The sequence below is a fragment of the uncultured Desulfovibrio sp. genome (assembly GCF_944327235.1).
GTDB lineage: Bacteria > Desulfobacterota > Desulfovibrionia > Desulfovibrionales > Desulfovibrionaceae > Desulfovibrio.
Window position 1 is genome coordinate 1 of the sequence record NZ_CALVHE010000054.1, and the last position, 17,534, is coordinate 17,534.

Genomic DNA, 17,534 nt, shown 5'->3' on the forward strand with positions numbered 1-17,534 from the left:
TGTCGGCGGCGAGGCCGGTACCCTCTATTTCCGGGCGGCGGCCTATGCCGCGGCGCGGGAACCGAAGGAGCTCTACAGTATCCCCGGGGCAAGCCATGTGGATCTGTACGACAAGCCGGAATTCGTCCAGCCCGTCGTACGGAAGCTGACCGACTTTTTCGGACAGTATCTGCGGGGATAGAGCGTTTTACCTTTGAAAAGGGCAAAACGCGAGGCGGCGGCACAGCGCCGCCCGGCCCAAACCAGGCGGGATGAACGCGCTTTTTCCGCGAAACGGTAAGCCGTACGGTTTGGGACGCGAAGCGTTTCAAACGGAAGATGCTCCAGGGCCTGTCAACAAAATTTTTACTGACAATTTCAGGAGATAAGATGGGTAAGCTGTACACGTTACGCTTACTCTTGGGAGCGGGCTTACCTTGAATCCCTGACTCTTTCCCCAACAAGCAGTAAATAGTGTTAACAGGCCCTGGGTCGCGGCTGCAGGGAGGATGCGCGCGCGGATGTTGCTCCGGTTTGCAGCGGCAACCGCGCCGCGTATCCATCCTTTGCCCCGTCTGTTGCTGTCTCCCACCGGTCACGCCGGCTGCGACGGACAAAGCGTGCCCAGGCGGGCCAGCACCGCATCCAGCTGCGCTTGCGTTTCCTGCAGCTCCTTGTCCAGCGCGGCGATGCGGGCGGGTCGTTCGTCCGGCAGGCCGGTCATCCCGTCGGCTGAGAGAAGGAAGCGCGATGGCAGCCAGACGTTTTGCGCCAGGATGTCCGCGCAGGGAACACAGCGGCTGACGCCCGTTTTTTCTCGTCGTTCCCGCAGCAGTTCCAGCGTCTTTTGGATGTGGGCCTCCTCAAAATACCCGAGCGTGCGGCTGCGCCGTCCCCATGAGGACAGGTCGGCCATGAACACGCTGTCCCGTCCGGCCTGCGGACCGCCCTGCTCCCGGCGGCGGTCAAAGAGCAGGATCGCGTGTGCGCCATTGTTTCGCGGGACCAGATTGCTGGGAAGTTGGATGACGGCATCCAGCAGATTCCGGCGTACCAGCTGCGCGCGCATATGCGCTTCCGTTTCTTCGCGGAACAACGGCCCCAGCCGCGTCAGCAGCACGCTTCTGCCGCAGGCGGGGAGCGCTTCGCTGACATGACGGCAGATCCAGAACAGTTCTTCCGTCCCCTGCTCCATCGGCGCGAAGGCCGGCGCGGCACTGAGTGTCAGATGGCTTGTGCCTTCGTTCGTCACGAGAAAGGCGCTGGAGGGATCGGTCGCCCCCTGGCCGGGAGCTGCTTGTCCTTTGGGGAGATTTTCGAGAACGACAGGCACGCCGCAGAGGTGCGGCAGGAGCACGCCCAGCGGAGGGCATACGCCGTCCGCCACGAAGTAGGCACGCTCGGCCAGTCCTCGTCCAAGGGCCGCCTCGGCCAGCAGACTGGCCGCACCGGAGGCCAGATCCCGCACCCGTTCCCCGCTTTCCGGGCAGGCCATTCCGGTCATGAGTCGGGCCAGCCACGACGGCACGATGCCGTTGACAAGTTCCTTGCCTCGGGCGGCGGCATAGTCGTTGAGCTTGTCCAGCAGCAAACGGGCTGCTCTGTCCCTGTCCAGAAGCGGCATGTCCTGAAAGGCGGTGAGGCAGGCAGCAAGCGCCTCGGCATCGCGCAGATGTCGGGGAGTGAACAGCTCGACGCCTGCCCGGCCCAGAGCCGTCCGCACTACGGCAGCCAGTTGCGGCCATTCGCTCTCCTGCCAGGGAGCCGTCGGATCCGCCCCGGCCCGGCGTATGGGCGCGCTGGGGAGCCCTTGTTGGAGCAGGTGGAGCTGCTGCGCAAAGAAACCTGGCGGACATGATTGGGAGAGGGCAAAGAAGGCGAGCGCCGTTTCCGCCTCCACCGTATGGCGATCCGGGTCGTCAGGGACGGACGGGGGCGTGCCCGCAAACCAGGCTTCCAGCTTGCGGCAACCCAGTTCAAGGCAGTGCCGGTCGTTTTCGAGATCTCCCTCCGTCCATGCCGTATGCGGTGGCCTTTCCCTCATATGCCCTCCAGACGCGCCCATGTCTGCCCTTCACTCACTTCCGCGGCGCGCGGCGTCCTGAGGGACGTGCCGCCGTCCTCCCGTACGGTCTCTTCCGTCTCGGCATGTTGCAGCAGACGGTGCTGGATCATGGCATAGCGCTCTTCCAGCAGTTGACGGCGCAGCTGGCGTTCCCTCTCCAGCAGTCCGGCGGCTTCGACGATCAGCTGCCGGACTGCTGGCGGGGGCACCGGCACCAGGAGGCCTTCCAGATCGCTCTTGCGCAGGATCTCCGCATTATGGCCCGTGCTCTGCGCCCGCAGGACGGCCTGCGTCTGCGGATGATTCAGCAGCCAGTGCAGATAGCGGGCATCGAGTCCGGCCACGTCTCCCGACAGCCCGTTGTCCTTGTCTTTCGGGGGGCGGAGGCGCACCACGACGATGGGCGCGGCGGCCACGACGCGCACGACGCCCGGACGTATCGCCAGATCGGCCACATAGGTCGCATCATTTACCTGACTGCGGGCCCGAAGCAAGATATCCCCCGGCCGCAGTGAAAAATGCTCCCGGATCTTTTCCAGATGCACACGCACGAGCGACGACGCATCTAGAACGCCGCCGTTCAAGTCGGAAAGCTGCACCAGCGCCGTTTCTCCCTGCTGATCCGGCACCACGCGGGTCCGGAAGGGATAGCCGAGACGTACGCTGGCCAGAGAGGACAGGGGACATCGCATACTTGCCTCCAAAAAAGAAGTACAAGAAGAACTACAAGGCCTGTAATGATGCGTATGAGCGTTTTGTCTTTGAAAAAGGCAAAACGCGAGGCGGCGGCACAGCGCCGCCCGGCCAAAAGTGAGCGGAATGACCGCGTTTTTTCCGCGAAACGACAGGCCGTATGGTTTGGAACGCGAAGCGTTTCAAACTGAAAATGCTCATATCGGAAGCAAGCGGACAGCCTTGGCGGCTCCTGCCGCATGAGGCGACAGCGGCAAATGATCTTCCCTCCGCGGACTGTTCGGGAAGGTTGGCGCAAAGCAAAAGAGGCCGTACGGAGCGGGGCCGTTCAGCAAAGAGATCGTGGCTCCGCCGTGGCGGTACGGCCATCCGGCATCATTCTTCGCCGTCAGGCAGCAAGGGCAGACGGATGAGGACGCGTTCGTCCCGGAACAGCAACAGATAGCCATCCACGGGCAGGGTATCGCGCTCCTGCGGAGGGAAGGCCGCTTCCAGCGCCCAGCGGGAACCGCTCTCTTCCGCCGCAAGGGAAAGGGGATGGCGTTGGGCACGTACGGTCATGTTCCCCCATTGCAGGACGATCTCGTCCCCCGGTTCCAGCGCATGGGGCAGCTCCAGCAGCCCCCGTACGCGGCAGGCCTGCGTGCCAAGGCGGACCTGACGCAGACGGGCCGTGCCGCATTCCGGGCCGGACAGCAGATGCTGTACGTCCCGTGCCAGCTGCATCTGCCGCGGGGAACAGGCAAAGCGATCCGGCAGCGCCGCGGCAAGGCGTTCCAGCCGTTCGGTGAAGCAGGCCCGTACCCGTTCGCCGGACGTATCGGCCCGTGCCGGCTCCGCCAGATCGCACTGCTCTTCAAGCCCGTAAAAATAGGCGCTGCCGTCGGCATCGATGCGGACATCCCAGTAGCGCTGCGGCAGCACCTTGCCCACGGCCACCGGGCCGGGACAGTCCAGACTGCGCATATCCGGCGGCACATCCCCGGCGGCGCGCCGCTGGGCAAAGAGCTCCTGCCAGAGCGTGAATTCATAGATGATGTTCTTGTGCGGCGCGGAAAGACGCGGCAGCAGGTTTTCCAGTTCCCGGCGGCCGAGCAGCTGTTGCGCGGTAAACGGCAGACCCACATGATCACCGTACACCGGCGTGCGCAATTCGTGGGCTGCGGCATGGAAACGCTCTCCCGCCAGCTGCACCAGAGAGGGGATCTCTTCGTAATTGTCCCGCAGGACCACCGTCAGAAAGTGCAGAGTGGGCGCGTGGTCGCCGTTTTCCTCGCGCAGGCGGCAGGCTTCACCGAGCCGCAGCAGATTGCCGAGCAGCCGCTCCACCCGGCAGCCGCTGCATAGGGAGGTATACACGTCCGGCCGCAGGGTGTGCAGGGAAATGATGATGCGTTTTACCGGCGCGGCGGCCAGAGCCTGGATGGCGTCATCGTCCATGTCGCAGGCCATATTGGTGGAAAAAATGGCCTTTTCGCGCCCTTCGCTGCCCAGCGAGGCAAGGATCTCCGAAAAATGCGGGTGCAGCGTCGGTTCAAAGAAAAAGGAGAGATAGAAGCACTCCTCCGGCACCAGATCCAGGAGCCGCCGCAGGCTGCGGGCCACGGGCAGGGGCAGGACGGACCGTCCCGCCTGCCGGAAATCGGTGGAACAAAAGCGGCAGCGCAGATTGCACAGCCCTGTCATGTCTCCGAGAATGCGTCGAAATTTGTAGACATCCCTTATGACGGCATACATCCCGCTTCCCCCTGCTGCCCTGTTCGGGAAGAGATCCCTCCCCCGTGCTGGTCCGCCTGTTTGTTCTCCCGGACGGCGCGGCTGTCCCTGTCGGCAGGGATGTTTTCCGCAGACGCCATGATCCCGTATCGGATGGGGGCGTCAAATCTTGAGAGGCGATGCCGCAGCGGACGGGCTGCGGCCCCTCCGTCCGCGTTTGCACGAGGCCGCGTCAATGCGCCGCGCCCCAGTCCGGTCCGGTCCCGGCGTCCACCAGCAGCGGCACGGAAAGGGAGCTGCCGCCAGGCGTCACGCCGGACATGAGCTCGGTCACGCGCTGTGCCGCCTCCTGTGCCGCAGCCTGAGGCACTTCGAGCAGCAATTCGTCGTGCACCTGCAGCAGCAGCCGCGCCTGCATACGTCTCAGGTCGGCATCGGCATCGACGGCCAGCATGGCCAGCTTGATGATGTCCGCGGCCGATCCCTGGATGACCGTATTGATGGCCTGCCGCCGCGCCAGCGCCGAGGCCTGACCGTTGGCGGAATGGATGTCCGGCAGCAGACGCCGTCGCCCGCCCAGCGTCGTGACGAAGCCCTGCCGTCGCGCCGTAGCTTCCACCTCGTCATAAAAGGCTTTCAGACCGGTGAGCCGTTCGAAATAGCGGGCAATGAACTCCTTGGCTTCATTGGTCGTGATCTTGAGTTCCTGCGCCAGTTTTTGCGCGCCCATGCCGTAGATGAGCCCGAAATTGATGGTCTTGGCGTTGCGACGCTGGTCGGGCGTGACGGCTTCCTGCGAACAGTCGTAGATCAGCGCCGCCGTGCGGGCATGGATGTCCTCGCCGCGTCGGAAGGCGTCCAGCAGGGCGGCATCCTGCGACATGTGGGCCAGCACGCGCAACTCCACCTGAGAGTAGTCCGCCGAGACCAGGAGACGCCCTTCTCCTGCCACGAAGCAGGTGCGCATACGTTTGCCCAGCGGACCACGTACCGGGATATTCTGCAGATTGGGGTTGCTTGACGACAGACGCCCGGTGGCCGTGGCCTTTTGGTTGAATGTCGTATGCAGTCGTCCGCTGTCGTCCACCAGTCGCGGCAGGGGATCCAGATAGGTGGAGCGCATCTTTTCCAGCTTGCGGAAATGCAGGATGCTCTCCACCACGGGATGACGCCCCGCCAGCCGCTCCAGCGTCTCCTGACTGGTGGACGCCTGACCGCCGCGGGTCTTGCGCGGTGCGGGCAGGCCCATTTCCCCGTACAGCACCTCACCGAGTTGTTGAGCGGAACGGATATTGAATGTCCTGCCGGCAGCGGCATAGACCGCGCCGGTCAGCTCGTCCAGCTCCTTCTGCACGTCGGCAAGAAAGCGGCCGAAGGCGCGATCGTCGATGGCGATGCCCACGGCTTCCATGTGGGCCAGCACCGGCGCGAGCGGTATTTCCAGATTTTCGTACAGGGCCAGCAGACCGTCCCGCAGCAGACGGTTTTCCAGCAGGCGCGCCATGTCCAGCGCCAGAGCGGCGGCGCTGTCCCGTCGCGGCAGTCCCGCGCTCCAGCGTACGGCCAGCCGGGGCCAGCCGTAGTCGTTCTCTTCCGGATTGAGCAGATAGGCGGCAATGCCCAGATCCATGATCCGTTGTTTGTTCCCTTCCCGCAACAGGCCCCGCCGCCAGAGCCGTTTGGCGTCCTCGCTCACCACCAGCGCGGCCTGCTCCAGATAATCGGCCAGCACATCCGGATCCCCCGCCCAGCGTCCCGTCCAGGGCGGCATATCGTCCGGATCGTCGGCTGACGCCACAGCCAGATGGGGCGGCGCATCCTCGCCCTGGGCCCAGATGACGGCCAGTCGCGCCCCTCTGGGGTCCGGGAGCTTGTTCGGCGTGCGGAACAGGGGCGGCAGTTTTTCCGGGACCTGAACAGCCATATCCAGCAGGCTCAACTGTTGCGCCCCCTTCGTGAGGGCGGGAGAGGCGTCATCCGTTGCGGGATCGTCTTCTCCCGAGCGGGCGGCCCGCACCGTGTCCGCCGGAGCGGGAGAAACGGCCTTTGTCCTGCTTCCGCGCAACAGGGCGTCCATTTCCCGGCGCAGGGCAAGCAGTTCGAATTCGGCGGACAGGGCGGCGCAGGCTTCGGCGTCGGGCGGCTGGACGGCCATATCTTCCAGCGTGATGTCCGTGCAGAAGTCCCGGCGCAGGGTCGTCAGCTCGCGCCAGGTGAACATGTTTTCCAGATGGTCGCGCAGCTTTTCCTGAAGCTTGGCCGGGATCCGTTCGAAATGGTCGCGTATCTCTTCCAGCGAAGCGCAATTTTCAAATATCTGCTGCGCCTTCTTGGGACCGATGCCCGGCACGCCGGGGATGTTGTCGCTGGTATCGCCTATGAGGGCCTGCACGTCGGCCCATTGTTTCGGCTGCACGCCGGTCTCCCGCACGAAATCCTCGGCGGTCACGAGTTTTTCCTCGCGAGAGCCGGGGTCCCACATGAAGACATTGGGGCCGAGACATTGCTTGAGATCCTTGTCGCCGCTCACGATGACCACCGGACACCGCGAAGAGAACCGTTCCGCAAGCGAGGCTATGCAGTCGTCGGCCTCACAGCCTTGGGAAACAAGGAGTCGCAACCCCAGCGCGCGCACCATGCGCTGGATGGGATCCATCTGCCGGACGAGATCCTCCGGCGTCGCCTCCCGATTGGCCTTGTACAGCGGGAAAATATCATGCCGGAAGTTCTTGCCCCGGCCATCCTGGACAAAGACGAAATGTTCCGGCGCTTCCTCCCTGAGGATGCGCAGCAGCACACGGCTCACCACCACCAGCGCATTGGTGGGGAAGCCGTCTGAGCGTTGCATGTTGCGGTTGGCAAAAAAGCCGCGATAGATGAAGGCGGAACCATCCATCAGGAACAGGGGGGGCGTGGCAAGGCCAAGGCGATCTTTCAGAGACATGGCTTCAAACTGGGTTATGGGTGCGCGAAAAGGAGCGGCGTCTTGCCGCTTGCAGCCGGTGCCGCCAAGGCGTATGATAAAAGGATGGAAACAAGTCCGCAAGTCAGCATTCTCCACAGGGGAGATCTGCTCACCGTCAGCATCGGCGGCAGCTGGAAGATGGGGACGCCTCTGCCCTCGCAGGCACGGGAGGCCCTTGCCGCCGTGCGCACCGGCGGCGCTCGGGGACTGCTCTTGCGCTGCGAAGCGCTGGCGGCCTGGGACTCCAGCCTGCTGGTATTCCTCATGCAGCTCGTCCGCGCGGCTCAGGAACGCGATCTGGATATCCGGCGGGAACTGCCGCACGGGCTGGAACGTCTCGTGCAGCTTGCTTTTGCCGTTCCCGCCAAGCAGGGCGCTTCCCGTACGGTACGACAGCAGGGGATCGTGGCCGATCTGGGGACGGCCGTTCTTGCCCTGCCCGGCAAGCTGGGAGAATTTGCCGCCTTCGTGGGGGATGTCACGCTGGCCCTGCTGCGCTTTCTGACAGGGCGTTCCCAGATGCGGCGTCAGGATCTGTTGACGGCCATGTATGAGTGCGGCGTGCTTTCCCTGCCCATCATATCCCTCACCAGCCTGCTTTTCGGGCTCATCCTGGCCTTTGTGGGCGCGGTGCAGCTCACGCAGTTCGGTGCGCAGATCTATGTGGCCGGGCTGGTGGGCATCGGTATGCTGCGGGTGATGGGCGCCGTCATGGTCGGTGTGGTCATGTCCGGCCGGGTGGGGGCTTCCTTTGCGGCGCTCATCGGCACCATGCAGGTCAATGAGGAGGTGGACGCCCTTTCCACTCTCGGCATCTCGCCCATAGACTTTCTGGTGTTGCCGCGAATGCTGGCCTTGACGCTCATGGTGCCCCTGCTGACCGTATATGCCGATCTCATGGGCATCCTGGGCGGTTTTTTTGTAGGGGTCGCCATGCTGGATCTCAGCGCGCTGGAATACCTCAACGCCACCGTGCGCATGGTTTCCTTCTCGCATGGCATCATCGGCCTGAGTTATGCCGTGGTGTTCGGCGTCATCATCGCTCTTTCCGGCTGTTATCAGGGCATCCGCTGCGGCCGCAGCGCGCAGGCCGTGGGCAAGGCCACCACGACTGCCGTGGTGCACGGCATCGTCGGCATCATCGTGGCCACGGCCATCATCACCGTGTTGTGCAACGTGCTGAAGGTCTAGGCATGGACGTTCTTGCTCCCGCTCCCCCCGCCGCGTCGTCCCCGCGCATCAGCGTCCGTAACCTGACTGTCGGTTACGGCTCCTATGTGCTCATGCGGGATGTCAGCTTCGACGTGGCGCGGGATGATGTCTTTCTCATCATGGGCGGCTCCGGCTGCGGCAAGAGTACGCTGCTGCGTGTGCTCATGGGCCTCAAGGAGCCGCAGGCGGGGCAGGTCTTTTACGGCGAGACGGACTTCTGGGCCTGCACGCCGCGCGAACGGCGGCAGCTCATGCAGCGTACCGGCGTCCTTTTCCAGGGGGGAGCGCTCTGGAGCTCCATGACCCTGGCCGAGAATGTGGGGCTGCCCCTGCAGCAGTACACCGGGCTTTCGCAGGCGGAGATCCGGGAACAGGCCTCGCTCAAGCTGGCGCTGGCCGGGCTGGCGGGCTTCGAGGACTACTATCCCTCCGAGATAAGCGGTGGTATGCGCAAACGGGCCGGTCTGGCCCGGGCGCTGGCGCTTGACCCGGAGATCCTCTTTCTGGACGAGCCCTCGGCCGGACTCGATCCGGTGAGTTCCCGGCTGCTTGACGATCTCATCCTTGAATTGCGGGACACGCTGGGCACGACCTTCGTCATCGTCTCGCATGAGCTGGCCAGCATCTTCACCGTGGCCAGCAACAGCATTTTTCTGGATGCTCAGACCCGGCGGGTCACTGCGGCGGGCAATCCTTCCCTGCTTGTCAATGATCCTCATACCGAAGAACAGGCCCGGCGCTTCCTTACCCGCGGAGCGTCGGGGACTTCCGCCGCCTCCGGTCCGGGAGCGGCAAGGAACGACGCATGAGTCAAACACGCTCTTCTGTGGCTGTCGGCAGCTTTGTCATTGTCGGCCTGCTGCTTCTTGTCCTTGGCATCGGCCTGCTGGGCGGCGGCAATCTCTTTGCCGACGATCTGGAATACACGCTCATTTTTGACGGTTCGGTCAGCGGTCTTTCTGTCGGAGCGCCGGTCGTTTTTCGCGGCGTGCCGCTGGGCGCCGTGACCAACATCCAGCTGCAAGCCAATCCGCGCGACGGCAGCGTCAGCATCCCCGTAGGCATCCGCATCAATGAAGGGGCCATCAATGATGCCCGTTCCGGGGGGAAGCTCCCCGAAGAGGAGCGCATCAAGATGCTGGCCCAGCTCGTCCAGCGCGGCTTGCGGGCCCGCCTCCAGTTGCAGAGCCTCATCACGGGACAGTACCGCATCGAGCTGGATTTCTACCCTGATTCGCTGGCCCGCTTCCGCTCTGTCGATCCCGCGACGGAGATCCCGACCCTGCCGTCTCCCATCGATCAGCTGCAACGCAATCTCTCCGCTCTGCCCCTCAAGGAACTGGCCACCTCCTTTCAGGGCACCTTGCAGCGCCTTTCCGACATCCTGGCTTCCCCGGATATCGATCGGGGGATCACCCAGTTCGCCAATACCTTTGAAGAAGCGAACAAGCTCCTTGTGGCCAGTCGGGAGACGCAGCGTCTTGTCAATCAGACCATGAACAACCTTTCGCAGGCCAGCGCCGTGGCCTCGACGGAGCTTCCCCGGGCTCTGGAAGCGCTCACGCAGGCCATGGACGGCTTTACCGCCGTGGCCCATTCCACGCAGGCCCTTGTGGGACGCGACTCCCCCGCTGTCAACGAGCTGCGCCGCCTGCTGCGCGAAGCCACGGCTGCCATGCGCTCCCTGCGGGCGCTGGCCGATACCCTTGAACGCAATCCCGAATCCCTCCTGCGAGGACGTTCCGGAGGTCAACGATGAGGCATTTTCCCTGCGGGACGCGCTGCGCCCGGCGTATTTTCCCGGCTGTGACGCTCTGTCTGCTGGCATGTCTGCTGACCGCCTGCGGCAAGAGCGCTCCCACCTACTATTATCTGCTGGAAAGCGGCGAAAAGCCTTTTGCCGCCGCTGCGCTGCCTTCCACCAGTCTGCGCATCGCGCATGTGGGCATCCCCGGTTATCTTGACCGGCAGGGCGTGGTCAGCCGCAGCGAAGGCGATCCGCTGCTGAACGTCAATAATTTCGACATCTGGGCCGAGCCCCTCGATCAGGGGATCCGCCGCGTCCTGCGCGAAGTGCTGAGCCCGCCGCTGCTGGCCGGCGATATCGCTGTCCAGACTACGGATGATGCGGGCTGGAAGGCCGCTCTGCTGGTGGATGTCCTGCGTCTTGACGGCGCTCCCGGCGAGACCGTGCGTCTGGAGGCCCGCTGGTCCCTTCTGGACAGCAACGACAAGGTCATGGCCCGCGGCAGCTTTGCCGACAGTGCCGACTGCCCGGCGGCACAGCCCGGCACGGCGGCCACATCCAACCTTGTCAGGACGCAGAGCCTGCTCGTGCAGCGTCTGGGCCGGACCCTCGCGCCGGAGATCGTCCGGGCGTTGAACGGCCGACGGCAAAGCAGCTAACCATGCGCAACGCCGCACAGCCCGTCCTGCGCAGTACCGTGCTGCTGGTGGATGACGCGCCGGAAAACCTCCGCATGTTGAGTGAGGTTCTGCGCATGGACCACCGCATCATGTTTGCCAAGAATGGCCAGGATGCCCTGCGTCTTGCCGCTGCCGATCCGCAACCGGACATCATCCTGCTGGACGTGGTCATGCCGGGCATGAACGGTTATGAAGTCTGTCGGCGGCTCAAGGAGAATCCGCGGACACAGGATATCCCCGTCATCATCGTCACGGCCGAGAATGACGATTCGGACGAGTCCACCGGTTTTTCCCTCGGGGCGCAGGATTTCATCCGTAAACCCTTCCGGGCCTCGCTGGTGCATCAGCGTGTGGAGCTGCATCTGGAGCTCAAGCGGCATCGCGACCATCTCAGCGAGCTGGTGGCCCAGCGCACCAGCGAACTTTTGCAGACCCAGAAGGCCACCATCCACGCTATGGCCATGCTGGCCGAATGGCGCGATCCCGAGACCGGAGCCCATATCCAGCGGACCAGTCGGTTGGTGGAAGTCTTGCTGCGGCGGCTCATGGAGCGTGCCGATGCGCCGGAAAATCTTTCATCCAGCGATATCGAGTGGATCATCCTTTCCACGCCACTGCATGACGTGGGCAAGGTGGCCATCCCCGACAATATCCTGCACAAGCCCGACAGATTGAGCCCGGAAGAGTTTGATATCATGAAGCGGCATACCACGCTGGGGTATGAGATCCTGGAAGAAGCCGGGCATGAGCTGGACAAGGAACTGGGGAAGCGTTGCTTTTTGCACTACGCCAGAGAGATCGCCCTCAATCACCATGAGCGATGGGACGGCAAGGGCTACCCTGCCGGACTTCGGGAAGAAGAGATCCCTCTTTGCGCTCGTGTCGTCAGCGTGGTGGATGTCTATGATGCCCTGCGTAGCCGACGTGTCTACAAGGATGCCTATCCGCATGACGTTGCGGTGAAATGTATCTGTGAGGGACGGGGGACGGCGTTTGACCCGCGCGTGGTCGATGCCTTTCTTGACGTTCAGGACACCTTTGCCAGCCTGTTCGACCAGAGTTCCGGCAACTGAGCGCACGGAACGGAAAACTTGCGTCCAAGAGCAAGACCGGCGCAGCCGGCTGCCCCGCAGGGCGGCTGGCTGCGCCGGTCTGATATGGTCGTGATGCTATGGCGGCCGCTTCCCTTCCCCAGCGCGCTTTTACCGGGGGGAAGCGGCAGGGACACGAGTCACCCCCGTCCCGCCGCCTTGTATTTTGCCTTTTTCAAAGGCAAAGTATCTAGCCTTGGTTGATCATGACCTTGGCCGGGCGCAGCAGGCGGTCACCCAGCTTGTATCCGCGCTGCAGCACGCGCGAGACGCAGCCGGGGCCGACGGTGGGGCAATCGTCAAAGCCGACAGCCTCATGGCGTTCCGGCGTGAAGTCCTCGCCTTCTTCCCCCACCGGCACAAGGCCGTGACGGGCCATGGCCTCCAGCATGAGTTTATGGGTCATGGCCACGCCCGTCAGCATGTCCTGACAGGCGGCATCCCGGCTGCCGTACTGTAAGGCAAGTTCCAGATTGTCCAGTCCGGGCAGCATGTCGCGCAGGATCTTTTCCGCCGCGTAGCGCATCTGCTCTTCATGCTCACGCGCAAGGCGCTTCTTGAAATTCTCCATTTCGGCAGCCATACGCAGACGCGTATCGTCCGCCACCTTCTTTTCTTCGCAGAGGGGGCAGATCTGTTCGCGACAGGCGCGGGCCAGATCTTCCGGCGCGGCCTGCACGCCATCCTCCGCAGCCGCCGCGGCATCGGCCTCGGCGTTTTCGGCGGCAGCCTCGGCCGCCGCAGCCGCCGCGGCTTCCATTTCCGCCGCTTCCGCCGCTTTCTTGTAGGTATCATGAACTTTATGATGGTGCATACATATCCTCCCGAAACCAGCCCGCACCACCGTGACGCGCAGGGGCAGCGAAAGCATGGCAAATGATTCTGTCACCTTGTCCAAAACCGGGACGTGCTGTCCTGTCCGCGGCAATGCCGTCCATTTTCGCGGCGTCGCCGGCGAAAGATCGCTTCGGCCGCAACGAGCAGCTCCATGCGTCTTTTCGCGTTTCCCGGGCGAAAAAAGTCGTTTTCCACGGGCGGCATGGTGCGTGGTTCTGACCTTAAGGGGTAAGTTCAGCCCGTGCCGCTGTCAAGGGCGGAAGGCACTTTTCCCGCCTCGACATTCCGCAAAACCTCGGCTATGCTGGGCTGCTTTTCAATGGGAGGAAGCTTATGACATGCCGCAGCATTTCCCTCCAGACCGCGCACGACTGGCCCAAGGCCGCAAAATGGCTCGAAGAGCGACGCAATCCCGGCGACAACGTGGAGAGCGCCGTACGGGCCATCCTTGATGATGTCCGTGCCCGCGGGGACGAGGCCCTGCTGGAATATACCCGCCGTTTTGACTGTGCCGCCTTTGAACCGCCCCTGCGCCTGTCCGAGATGGACATCGCCCGCAGCGCGGCTTCCGTCTCGCCTGAGCAGCGCGAACATATCGGGGATGCCGCCCGCAACATTCGTCGCTTTCACGAGGCGCAGCGGGAGAAATCGTGGTTCGAGACCCTGCCGGACGGCAGCATCCTCGGCCAGCGCGTCCTGCCGGTGGACAGCGTGGGGCTCTATGTGCCCGGCGGGCAGGGGGGGAGCACGCCGCTCATTTCCAGCCTGCTCATGAACGCTATCCCCGCACAGGTCGCCGGAGTGCGGCGCATCGCCGTCTGTACGCCGCCGCGCGCCGACGGCAGCATTTCTCCCGCTATCCTGGCTGCGGCGCATCTGCTGGACATAGATGAGGTCTACCGCGTGGGCGGCGCATGGTCCGTTGCCGCCCTGGCCTACGGTACGCCGAGTCTGCCCGCCGTGGATGTCATCGCCGGACCGGGCAATATCTATGTGGCCACGGCCAAGCGTCTTCTGCAGGGCGTTGTGGGCATCGACATGATCGCCGGGCCGAGCGAGGTGCTCATCCTGGCGGACGGTACCGCCCGTCCGGACTGGGTGGCGGCGGACATGCTTTCCCAGGCCGAGCACGATCCGCTGGCCGCCGCGCTCTGTCTCACCACGGACGCTCAGCTGGGCGAGCGCATCCGCGAGGAGCTGGACAATCAGTGCGCCTCCCTGCCCAAGGCTCAGACGGCGGCCAAATCTCTGCTTGACTGGGGCGCCGTCATAACGGTACCGAACATGGACGTGGCCGTGGCCGTAGCCAATATGATCGCTCCGGAACATCTGGAACTGTGCGTGCGCGATCCCTGGGCGCTGCTGCCGGGCATACGGCACGCCGGCGCCGTCTTCATGGGGCATCATTGTCCTGAGCCGGTGGGAGACTACTTTGCCGGGCCCAATCATGTGCTGCCCACGCTGGGCACGGCGCGTTTCTCCTCTGCCCTTTCCGTCCAGACCTTCTGCAAGAAAACCAGCATCGTGGCTACCTCTGCCGCCTTCCTCCAGAACAGCCGGGAGGCCATTGCCGCCCTTGCCCGCATGGAGGGTCTGGAGGCCCACGCCCGTTCCGCCGAAATTCGCGGCCAGAAATCGCCGCGCGCCTAAGGAGCTGTCATGCGCATTGTTACCCAGACCCAGATCACTGCCTGTCCCCTGCGCTCGCGCGGCAAGGTTCGCGATATCTATGAAGTGGATGACGAGACCCTGCTCATCGTGACCACTGACCGCATGTCGGCCTATGACGTCATCATGGGCGAGCCCATTCCGTACAAGGGGGTCATCCTCAATCAGATCACCCTGTTCTGGATGGACAAGTTCCAGGATATCATCCCCAACCATCTGGTGGAGAGCGACGTCAGCCGTTTCCCCGCCAGCCTTGCCCCGTGGGTGGACGAACTGGAAGGTCGCGCCGTTCTCGTGCGCAAGGCCCGTCCCCTGCCGGTGGAGTGCATCGTGCGCGGTTATCTGAGCGGCTCCGGCTGGAAGGACTATCAGGCGACCGGCAAACTGTGCGGCTATGATCTGCCCGCCGGTCTGCGTGAGTCCGACAAACTGGAACCGGCCATCTTCACGCCGTCCACCAAGGCGGAGCTGGGCGAACACGACGAAAATATCAGCGTGGCCCGTGCCGCCGCCCTGCTCGGAGACGAGGTGGCCGAACAGGTGCAGAACGTCTCCCTGCGCATCTACGAAGCCGGGCGGGCCTATGCGGCCGGCAAGGGGATCATCGTGGCCGACACCAAGTTCGAGTTCGGCTTCATCAACGGCAAGCTGCATATCATCGACGAAGTGCTGACTCCGGATTCTTCCCGTTTCTGGCCTGCGGACAAGTATGTTCCCGGTCAGGGACAGCCCAGTTTCGACAAGCAGTATCTGCGCGACTGGCTCAAGCAGCAGCCGTGGGACATGCAGCCGCCTGCGCCTGCCCTGCCGCAGGAGATCATCGACAACACGGCGGCCCGCTATCGGGAAGCTTATGAGATCCTGACCGGTAAGCCCTTCAGCATCTAGGGCGGTCAGGGGGGCCGGGAGAGCGTCCCGGCAAACCAACGAATGACATGCCGGAATTTCCGGCCTCAAGGAGAATCACCATGCTGCTGCAAGGCAAAAAAGCCCTCATTCTCGGTCTGGCCAACAACAAGAGCATTGCCTACGGCATCGCCTCCTGCTTCAAGGAGCAGGGAGCCCGTCTCGCTTTCAACTATGTGGGGGATGCCATCAAGAAACGTGTGGAACCCCTCAGCGAAGAGCTGGGCGGCGAATTCACCTTTCAGTGTGATGTGAGCGACGACGCTCAGATCGCTGCCGCCGCCGATCTGGTCAAGGAAAAATGGGGCGATGTCGATATCCTTGTCCATTCCATCGCCTTTGCCAATCGCGAAGACCTCACGGGGCGCTTTGTGGATACGACCCGCGAGGGCTTCCATCTGGCGCTGGATATTTCCGCCTACTCGCTGACCGGCATCTGCCGCGCCTTTGAACCGCTCCTGCACGAGGGTTCGTCCGTCATCACCATGACGTATCATGGTTCCACCAAGGTCATCCCCGGCTACAATGTCATGGGTGTGGCCAAGGCGGCACTGGAGGCTTCCGTGCGCTATCTTTCCTATGAGCTTGGGGAGAAGGGTGTGCGCGTCAATGCCATCAGCGCGGGCCCCATCAAGACGCTGGCCGCTTCCGCGGTGTCCGGCCTCAAGAACATCTTTACCCGCGTGGAGGAAAGCTCGCCCCTGCGCCGTAACGTCACCACGCATGATGTGGGCGGTCTTGCCACCTTCCTGGCCTCGGATCTAGGACACGGCGTGACCGGCAGCGTCATCTATGCCGACAGTGGTTTCAGCCAGATGGGCATCTAGTTTTTCCATCCATGCGGACGCCTTTGCGCGGCGTCTTCGTGAGACATGATTCCGAGACAGGGCCGCATGATGCGGCCCTGTCCGCTTATGGCATACATTTTTCCCATTGAGACGAGGACATCCGATGAGCGATTTCTCTTTGCTTGGCGTGGCCAATCTGGTGGGCATCGTCTGTGCCGCGCTGGCATTCCTTCTCTATCTTCGATATGCGGCACGCCGTCTTGACGTAAAGGAAGAAGAGAGCGGGCCGCCGTCTGTTCCCGGGGAAACGGCAGCGCCCCCCTCCCCTGTGGCCGCCAGTCAGCAGGTAGTGTCGGACCCGGTGAGACACGAGACTTCCGAAGAGTCGTCTACGGCCGCCTGTCGGGCCAGAAGGGGACAACAGTCCTGAGGGGGCTGAGCGATCTGTCCGGCAAAGCCGAGCTTGCTCCCCCCTGCCCGTTTTTGCCGTAACTGGGCGGGCGGACTGCCCAGACGCCGGGCGCAAAAAAAATTTTTGGTTTTGTGCATTTTTTACTTGCCTTCCCCGGAAAGGGGGTATATATAAATCTAGCTTTGAGCGCGGAGAGGTGTCCGAGCTGGTCGAAGGAGCACGATTGGAAATCGTGTGTACGTTAAAAGCGTACCGAGAGTTCGAATCTCTCCCTCTCCGCCAGCAAGAAAGTAAGCCCGTTGAGAAATCAACGGGTTTTTCTTTTTTGGGCTGTCAGTGGGTAGGCTTCCTTCGCCGCTGGCCGGGAAAGCTTGCCTCCGGGGCGGCAGCCTCGGCAGGCCCCCTGCCCTTCCCGCTGAGCGGAGGGGTGAACGTGCAGCCTAGACGCTTCAAACTGAAAAAGCTCTAAATATCAGGATACGCCGATCCCGTCGCTAGCGGCGCTCCACTCGGTCAAAGCAAAAGTGATGAAGAGAGGATGACCGCAACACAATAAGATTTCAGGCATGGAAGCAGATATCCATTGCGTGACGGAGAAAAAACAGGTGAAGCGAACGCCAATGGGCTTATTGATAAAAATGCTCTCTCTTTCGGCCAAGTCCCTTCTTTTTTTGCTTGTCGCCACCATTGCATATAATTTTTTGGGTCATGACTAGCAGAGAGGATTCTCTCTGAGCATCTTGAGGAGGAGTTTGTAGATATCCTCATGACGGTG

At 63.0% G+C, this 17,534-nt stretch carries 16 protein-coding genes and 1 tRNA gene; 12 read left to right on the forward strand and 5 right to left on the reverse strand.

Annotation, left to right across the window (positions count from 1 at the left end):
• Window positions 1-181: alpha/beta hydrolase (locus Q0K00_RS08255; RefSeq protein ID WP_297228491.1), on the forward strand; the 181-nt coding region annotated here is incomplete at its 5' end.
• Window positions 182-574: 393 nt separating this feature from the next.
• On the opposite strand, the gene Q0K00_RS08260 is transcribed toward Q0K00_RS08255, so the two are convergent.
• The 4 genes from Q0K00_RS08260 to polA all read right to left on the reverse strand — a co-directional run bounded on the left by Q0K00_RS08260 (window position 575) and on the right by polA (window position 7,397).
• Entirely contained in the window at window positions 575-2,023 is a 1,449-nt protein-coding gene (locus Q0K00_RS08260) for an N-6 DNA methylase (RefSeq protein WP_297228492.1), read from the reverse strand.
• Window positions 2,020-2,736, reverse strand: coding sequence for a hypothetical protein (locus Q0K00_RS08265; RefSeq protein WP_297228493.1), 717 nt, complete (start codon window positions 2,734-2,736; stop codon window positions 2,020-2,022). The genes Q0K00_RS08260 and Q0K00_RS08265 overlap by 4 nt, the downstream gene beginning before the upstream one ends.
• 376 nt (window positions 2,737-3,112) lie before the next feature.
• Window positions 3,113-4,423: a radical SAM protein gene (locus Q0K00_RS08270; RefSeq protein ID WP_297228494.1), complete on the reverse strand. Its 1,311-nt coding sequence runs from the start codon at window positions 4,421-4,423 to the stop codon at window positions 3,113-3,115.
• Window positions 4,424-4,685: 262 nt separating this feature from the next.
• Complete coding sequence (gene polA / locus Q0K00_RS08275) at window positions 4,686-7,397, reverse strand: DNA polymerase I (RefSeq protein ID WP_297228495.1); 2,712 nt, start codon at window positions 7,395-7,397, stop codon at window positions 4,686-4,688.
• A gap of 84 nt (window positions 7,398-7,481) precedes the next feature.
• Between polA and Q0K00_RS08280 the strand changes: the two genes are divergently transcribed.
• Genes Q0K00_RS08280 through Q0K00_RS08300 form a run of 5 tightly spaced genes read left to right on the forward strand, consistent with a single transcriptional unit; the run spans window position 7,482 to window position 12,130 of the window.
• Complete coding sequence (locus tag Q0K00_RS08280; protein WP_297228496.1) at window positions 7,482-8,609, forward strand: ABC transporter permease; 1,128 nt, start codon at window positions 7,482-7,484, stop codon at window positions 8,607-8,609.
• A 2-nt stretch (window positions 8,610-8,611) separates the two neighbouring features.
• Window positions 8,612-9,439: an ATP-binding cassette domain-containing protein gene (locus Q0K00_RS08285; RefSeq protein ID WP_297228497.1), complete on the forward strand. Its 828-nt coding sequence runs from the start codon at window positions 8,612-8,614 to the stop codon at window positions 9,437-9,439.
• Complete coding sequence (locus Q0K00_RS08290; RefSeq protein WP_297228498.1) at window positions 9,436-10,389, forward strand: MlaD family protein; 954 nt, start codon at window positions 9,436-9,438, stop codon at window positions 10,387-10,389. Before Q0K00_RS08285 ends, Q0K00_RS08290 begins: the two co-directional genes overlap by 4 nt.
• Window positions 10,386-11,036 (forward strand): membrane integrity-associated transporter subunit PqiC, encoded by a 651-nt coding sequence (locus Q0K00_RS08295; RefSeq protein ID WP_297228499.1) that lies wholly within the window; start codon window positions 10,386-10,388, stop codon window positions 11,034-11,036. Before Q0K00_RS08290 ends, Q0K00_RS08295 begins: the two co-directional genes overlap by 4 nt.
• A 2-nt stretch (window positions 11,037-11,038) precedes the next feature.
• Window positions 11,039-12,130, forward strand: coding sequence for an HD domain-containing phosphohydrolase (locus Q0K00_RS08300; protein ID WP_297228500.1), 1,092 nt, complete (start codon window positions 11,039-11,041; stop codon window positions 12,128-12,130).
• Window positions 12,131-12,338: 208 nt separating this feature from the next.
• Here the strand turns inward: Q0K00_RS08300 and Q0K00_RS08305 are convergent, their stop codons facing one another.
• Window positions 12,339-13,019 carry a nucleotide exchange factor GrpE gene (locus tag Q0K00_RS08305; protein WP_297228501.1) on the reverse strand — a complete coding sequence of 227 codons (681 nt, stop codon included), beginning with the start codon at window positions 13,017-13,019 and terminating at the stop codon, window positions 12,339-12,341.
• A gap of 299 nt (window positions 13,020-13,318) precedes the next feature.
• Between Q0K00_RS08305 and hisD the strand changes: the two genes are divergently transcribed.
• The 6 genes from hisD (at window position 13,319) to Q0K00_RS08335 (ending at window position 17,475) form a co-directional block, all read left to right on the forward strand.
• Window positions 13,319-14,635: a histidinol dehydrogenase gene (hisD, locus tag Q0K00_RS08310; protein ID WP_297228502.1), complete on the forward strand. Its 1,317-nt coding sequence runs from the start codon at window positions 13,319-13,321 to the stop codon at window positions 14,633-14,635.
• A gap of 9 nt (window positions 14,636-14,644) precedes the next feature.
• A complete protein-coding gene (locus Q0K00_RS08315; protein WP_297228503.1) occupies window positions 14,645-15,541 on the forward strand; it encodes a phosphoribosylaminoimidazolesuccinocarboxamide synthase in 897 nt (298 codons plus the stop codon).
• A gap of 80 nt (window positions 15,542-15,621) precedes the next feature.
• Window positions 15,622-16,386, forward strand: coding sequence for an enoyl-ACP reductase (locus Q0K00_RS08320; RefSeq protein ID WP_297228504.1), 765 nt, complete (start codon window positions 15,622-15,624; stop codon window positions 16,384-16,386).
• 124 nt (window positions 16,387-16,510) lie between these two features.
• Entirely contained in the window at window positions 16,511-16,777 is a 267-nt protein-coding gene (locus tag Q0K00_RS08325) for a hypothetical protein (protein WP_297228505.1), read from the forward strand.
• Window positions 16,778-16,949: 172 nt separating this feature from the next.
• Window positions 16,950-17,041: transfer RNA gene (locus Q0K00_RS08330), tRNA-Ser, on the forward strand.
• A 284-nt stretch (window positions 17,042-17,325) separates the two neighbouring features.
• On the forward strand, window positions 17,326-17,475 hold the full coding sequence (locus Q0K00_RS08335) for a hypothetical protein (RefSeq protein ID WP_297228506.1): 150 nt from the start codon (window positions 17,326-17,328) through the stop codon (window positions 17,473-17,475).
• Window positions 17,476-17,534 lie beyond the last annotated feature (59 nt).

Excerpts from the sequence above, each read along its gene's own strand:
- Q0K00_RS08265 (WP_297228493.1), bottom strand. The coding sequence starts at position 2,736 with ATGCGATGTCCCCTGTCCTCTCTGGCCAGCGTACGTCTCGGCTATCCC.
- Q0K00_RS08290 (WP_297228498.1), top strand. The coding sequence starts at position 9,436 with ATGAGTCAAACACGCTCTTCTGTGGCTGTCGGCAGCTTTGTCATTGTC.
- Q0K00_RS08270 (WP_297228494.1), bottom strand. The coding sequence starts at position 4,423 with ATGACAGGGCTGTGCAATCTGCGCTGCCGCTTTTGTTCCACCGATTTC.
- polA (WP_297228495.1), bottom strand. The coding sequence starts at position 7,397 with ATGTCTCTGAAAGATCGCCTTGGCCTTGCCACGCCCCCCCTGTTCCTG.
- Q0K00_RS08335 (WP_297228506.1), top strand. The coding sequence starts at position 17,326 with ATGGAAGCAGATATCCATTGCGTGACGGAGAAAAAACAGGTGAAGCGA.
- Q0K00_RS08295 (WP_297228499.1), top strand. The coding sequence starts at position 10,386 with ATGAGGCATTTTCCCTGCGGGACGCGCTGCGCCCGGCGTATTTTCCCG.
- Q0K00_RS08325 (WP_297228505.1), top strand. The coding sequence starts at position 16,511 with ATGAGCGATTTCTCTTTGCTTGGCGTGGCCAATCTGGTGGGCATCGTC.
- Q0K00_RS08280 (WP_297228496.1), top strand. The coding sequence starts at position 7,482 with ATGGAAACAAGTCCGCAAGTCAGCATTCTCCACAGGGGAGATCTGCTC.
- Q0K00_RS08320 (WP_297228504.1), top strand. The coding sequence starts at position 15,622 with ATGCTGCTGCAAGGCAAAAAAGCCCTCATTCTCGGTCTGGCCAACAAC.
- Q0K00_RS08315 (WP_297228503.1), top strand. The coding sequence starts at position 14,645 with ATGCGCATTGTTACCCAGACCCAGATCACTGCCTGTCCCCTGCGCTCG.
- Q0K00_RS08300 (WP_297228500.1), top strand. The coding sequence starts at position 11,039 with ATGCGCAACGCCGCACAGCCCGTCCTGCGCAGTACCGTGCTGCTGGTG.
- hisD (WP_297228502.1), top strand. The coding sequence starts at position 13,319 with ATGACATGCCGCAGCATTTCCCTCCAGACCGCGCACGACTGGCCCAAG.
- Q0K00_RS08285 (WP_297228497.1), top strand. The coding sequence starts at position 8,612 with ATGGACGTTCTTGCTCCCGCTCCCCCCGCCGCGTCGTCCCCGCGCATC.
- Q0K00_RS08305 (WP_297228501.1), bottom strand. The coding sequence starts at position 13,019 with ATGCTTTCGCTGCCCCTGCGCGTCACGGTGGTGCGGGCTGGTTTCGGG.
- Q0K00_RS08260 (WP_297228492.1), bottom strand. The coding sequence starts at position 2,023 with ATGAGGGAAAGGCCACCGCATACGGCATGGACGGAGGGAGATCTCGAA.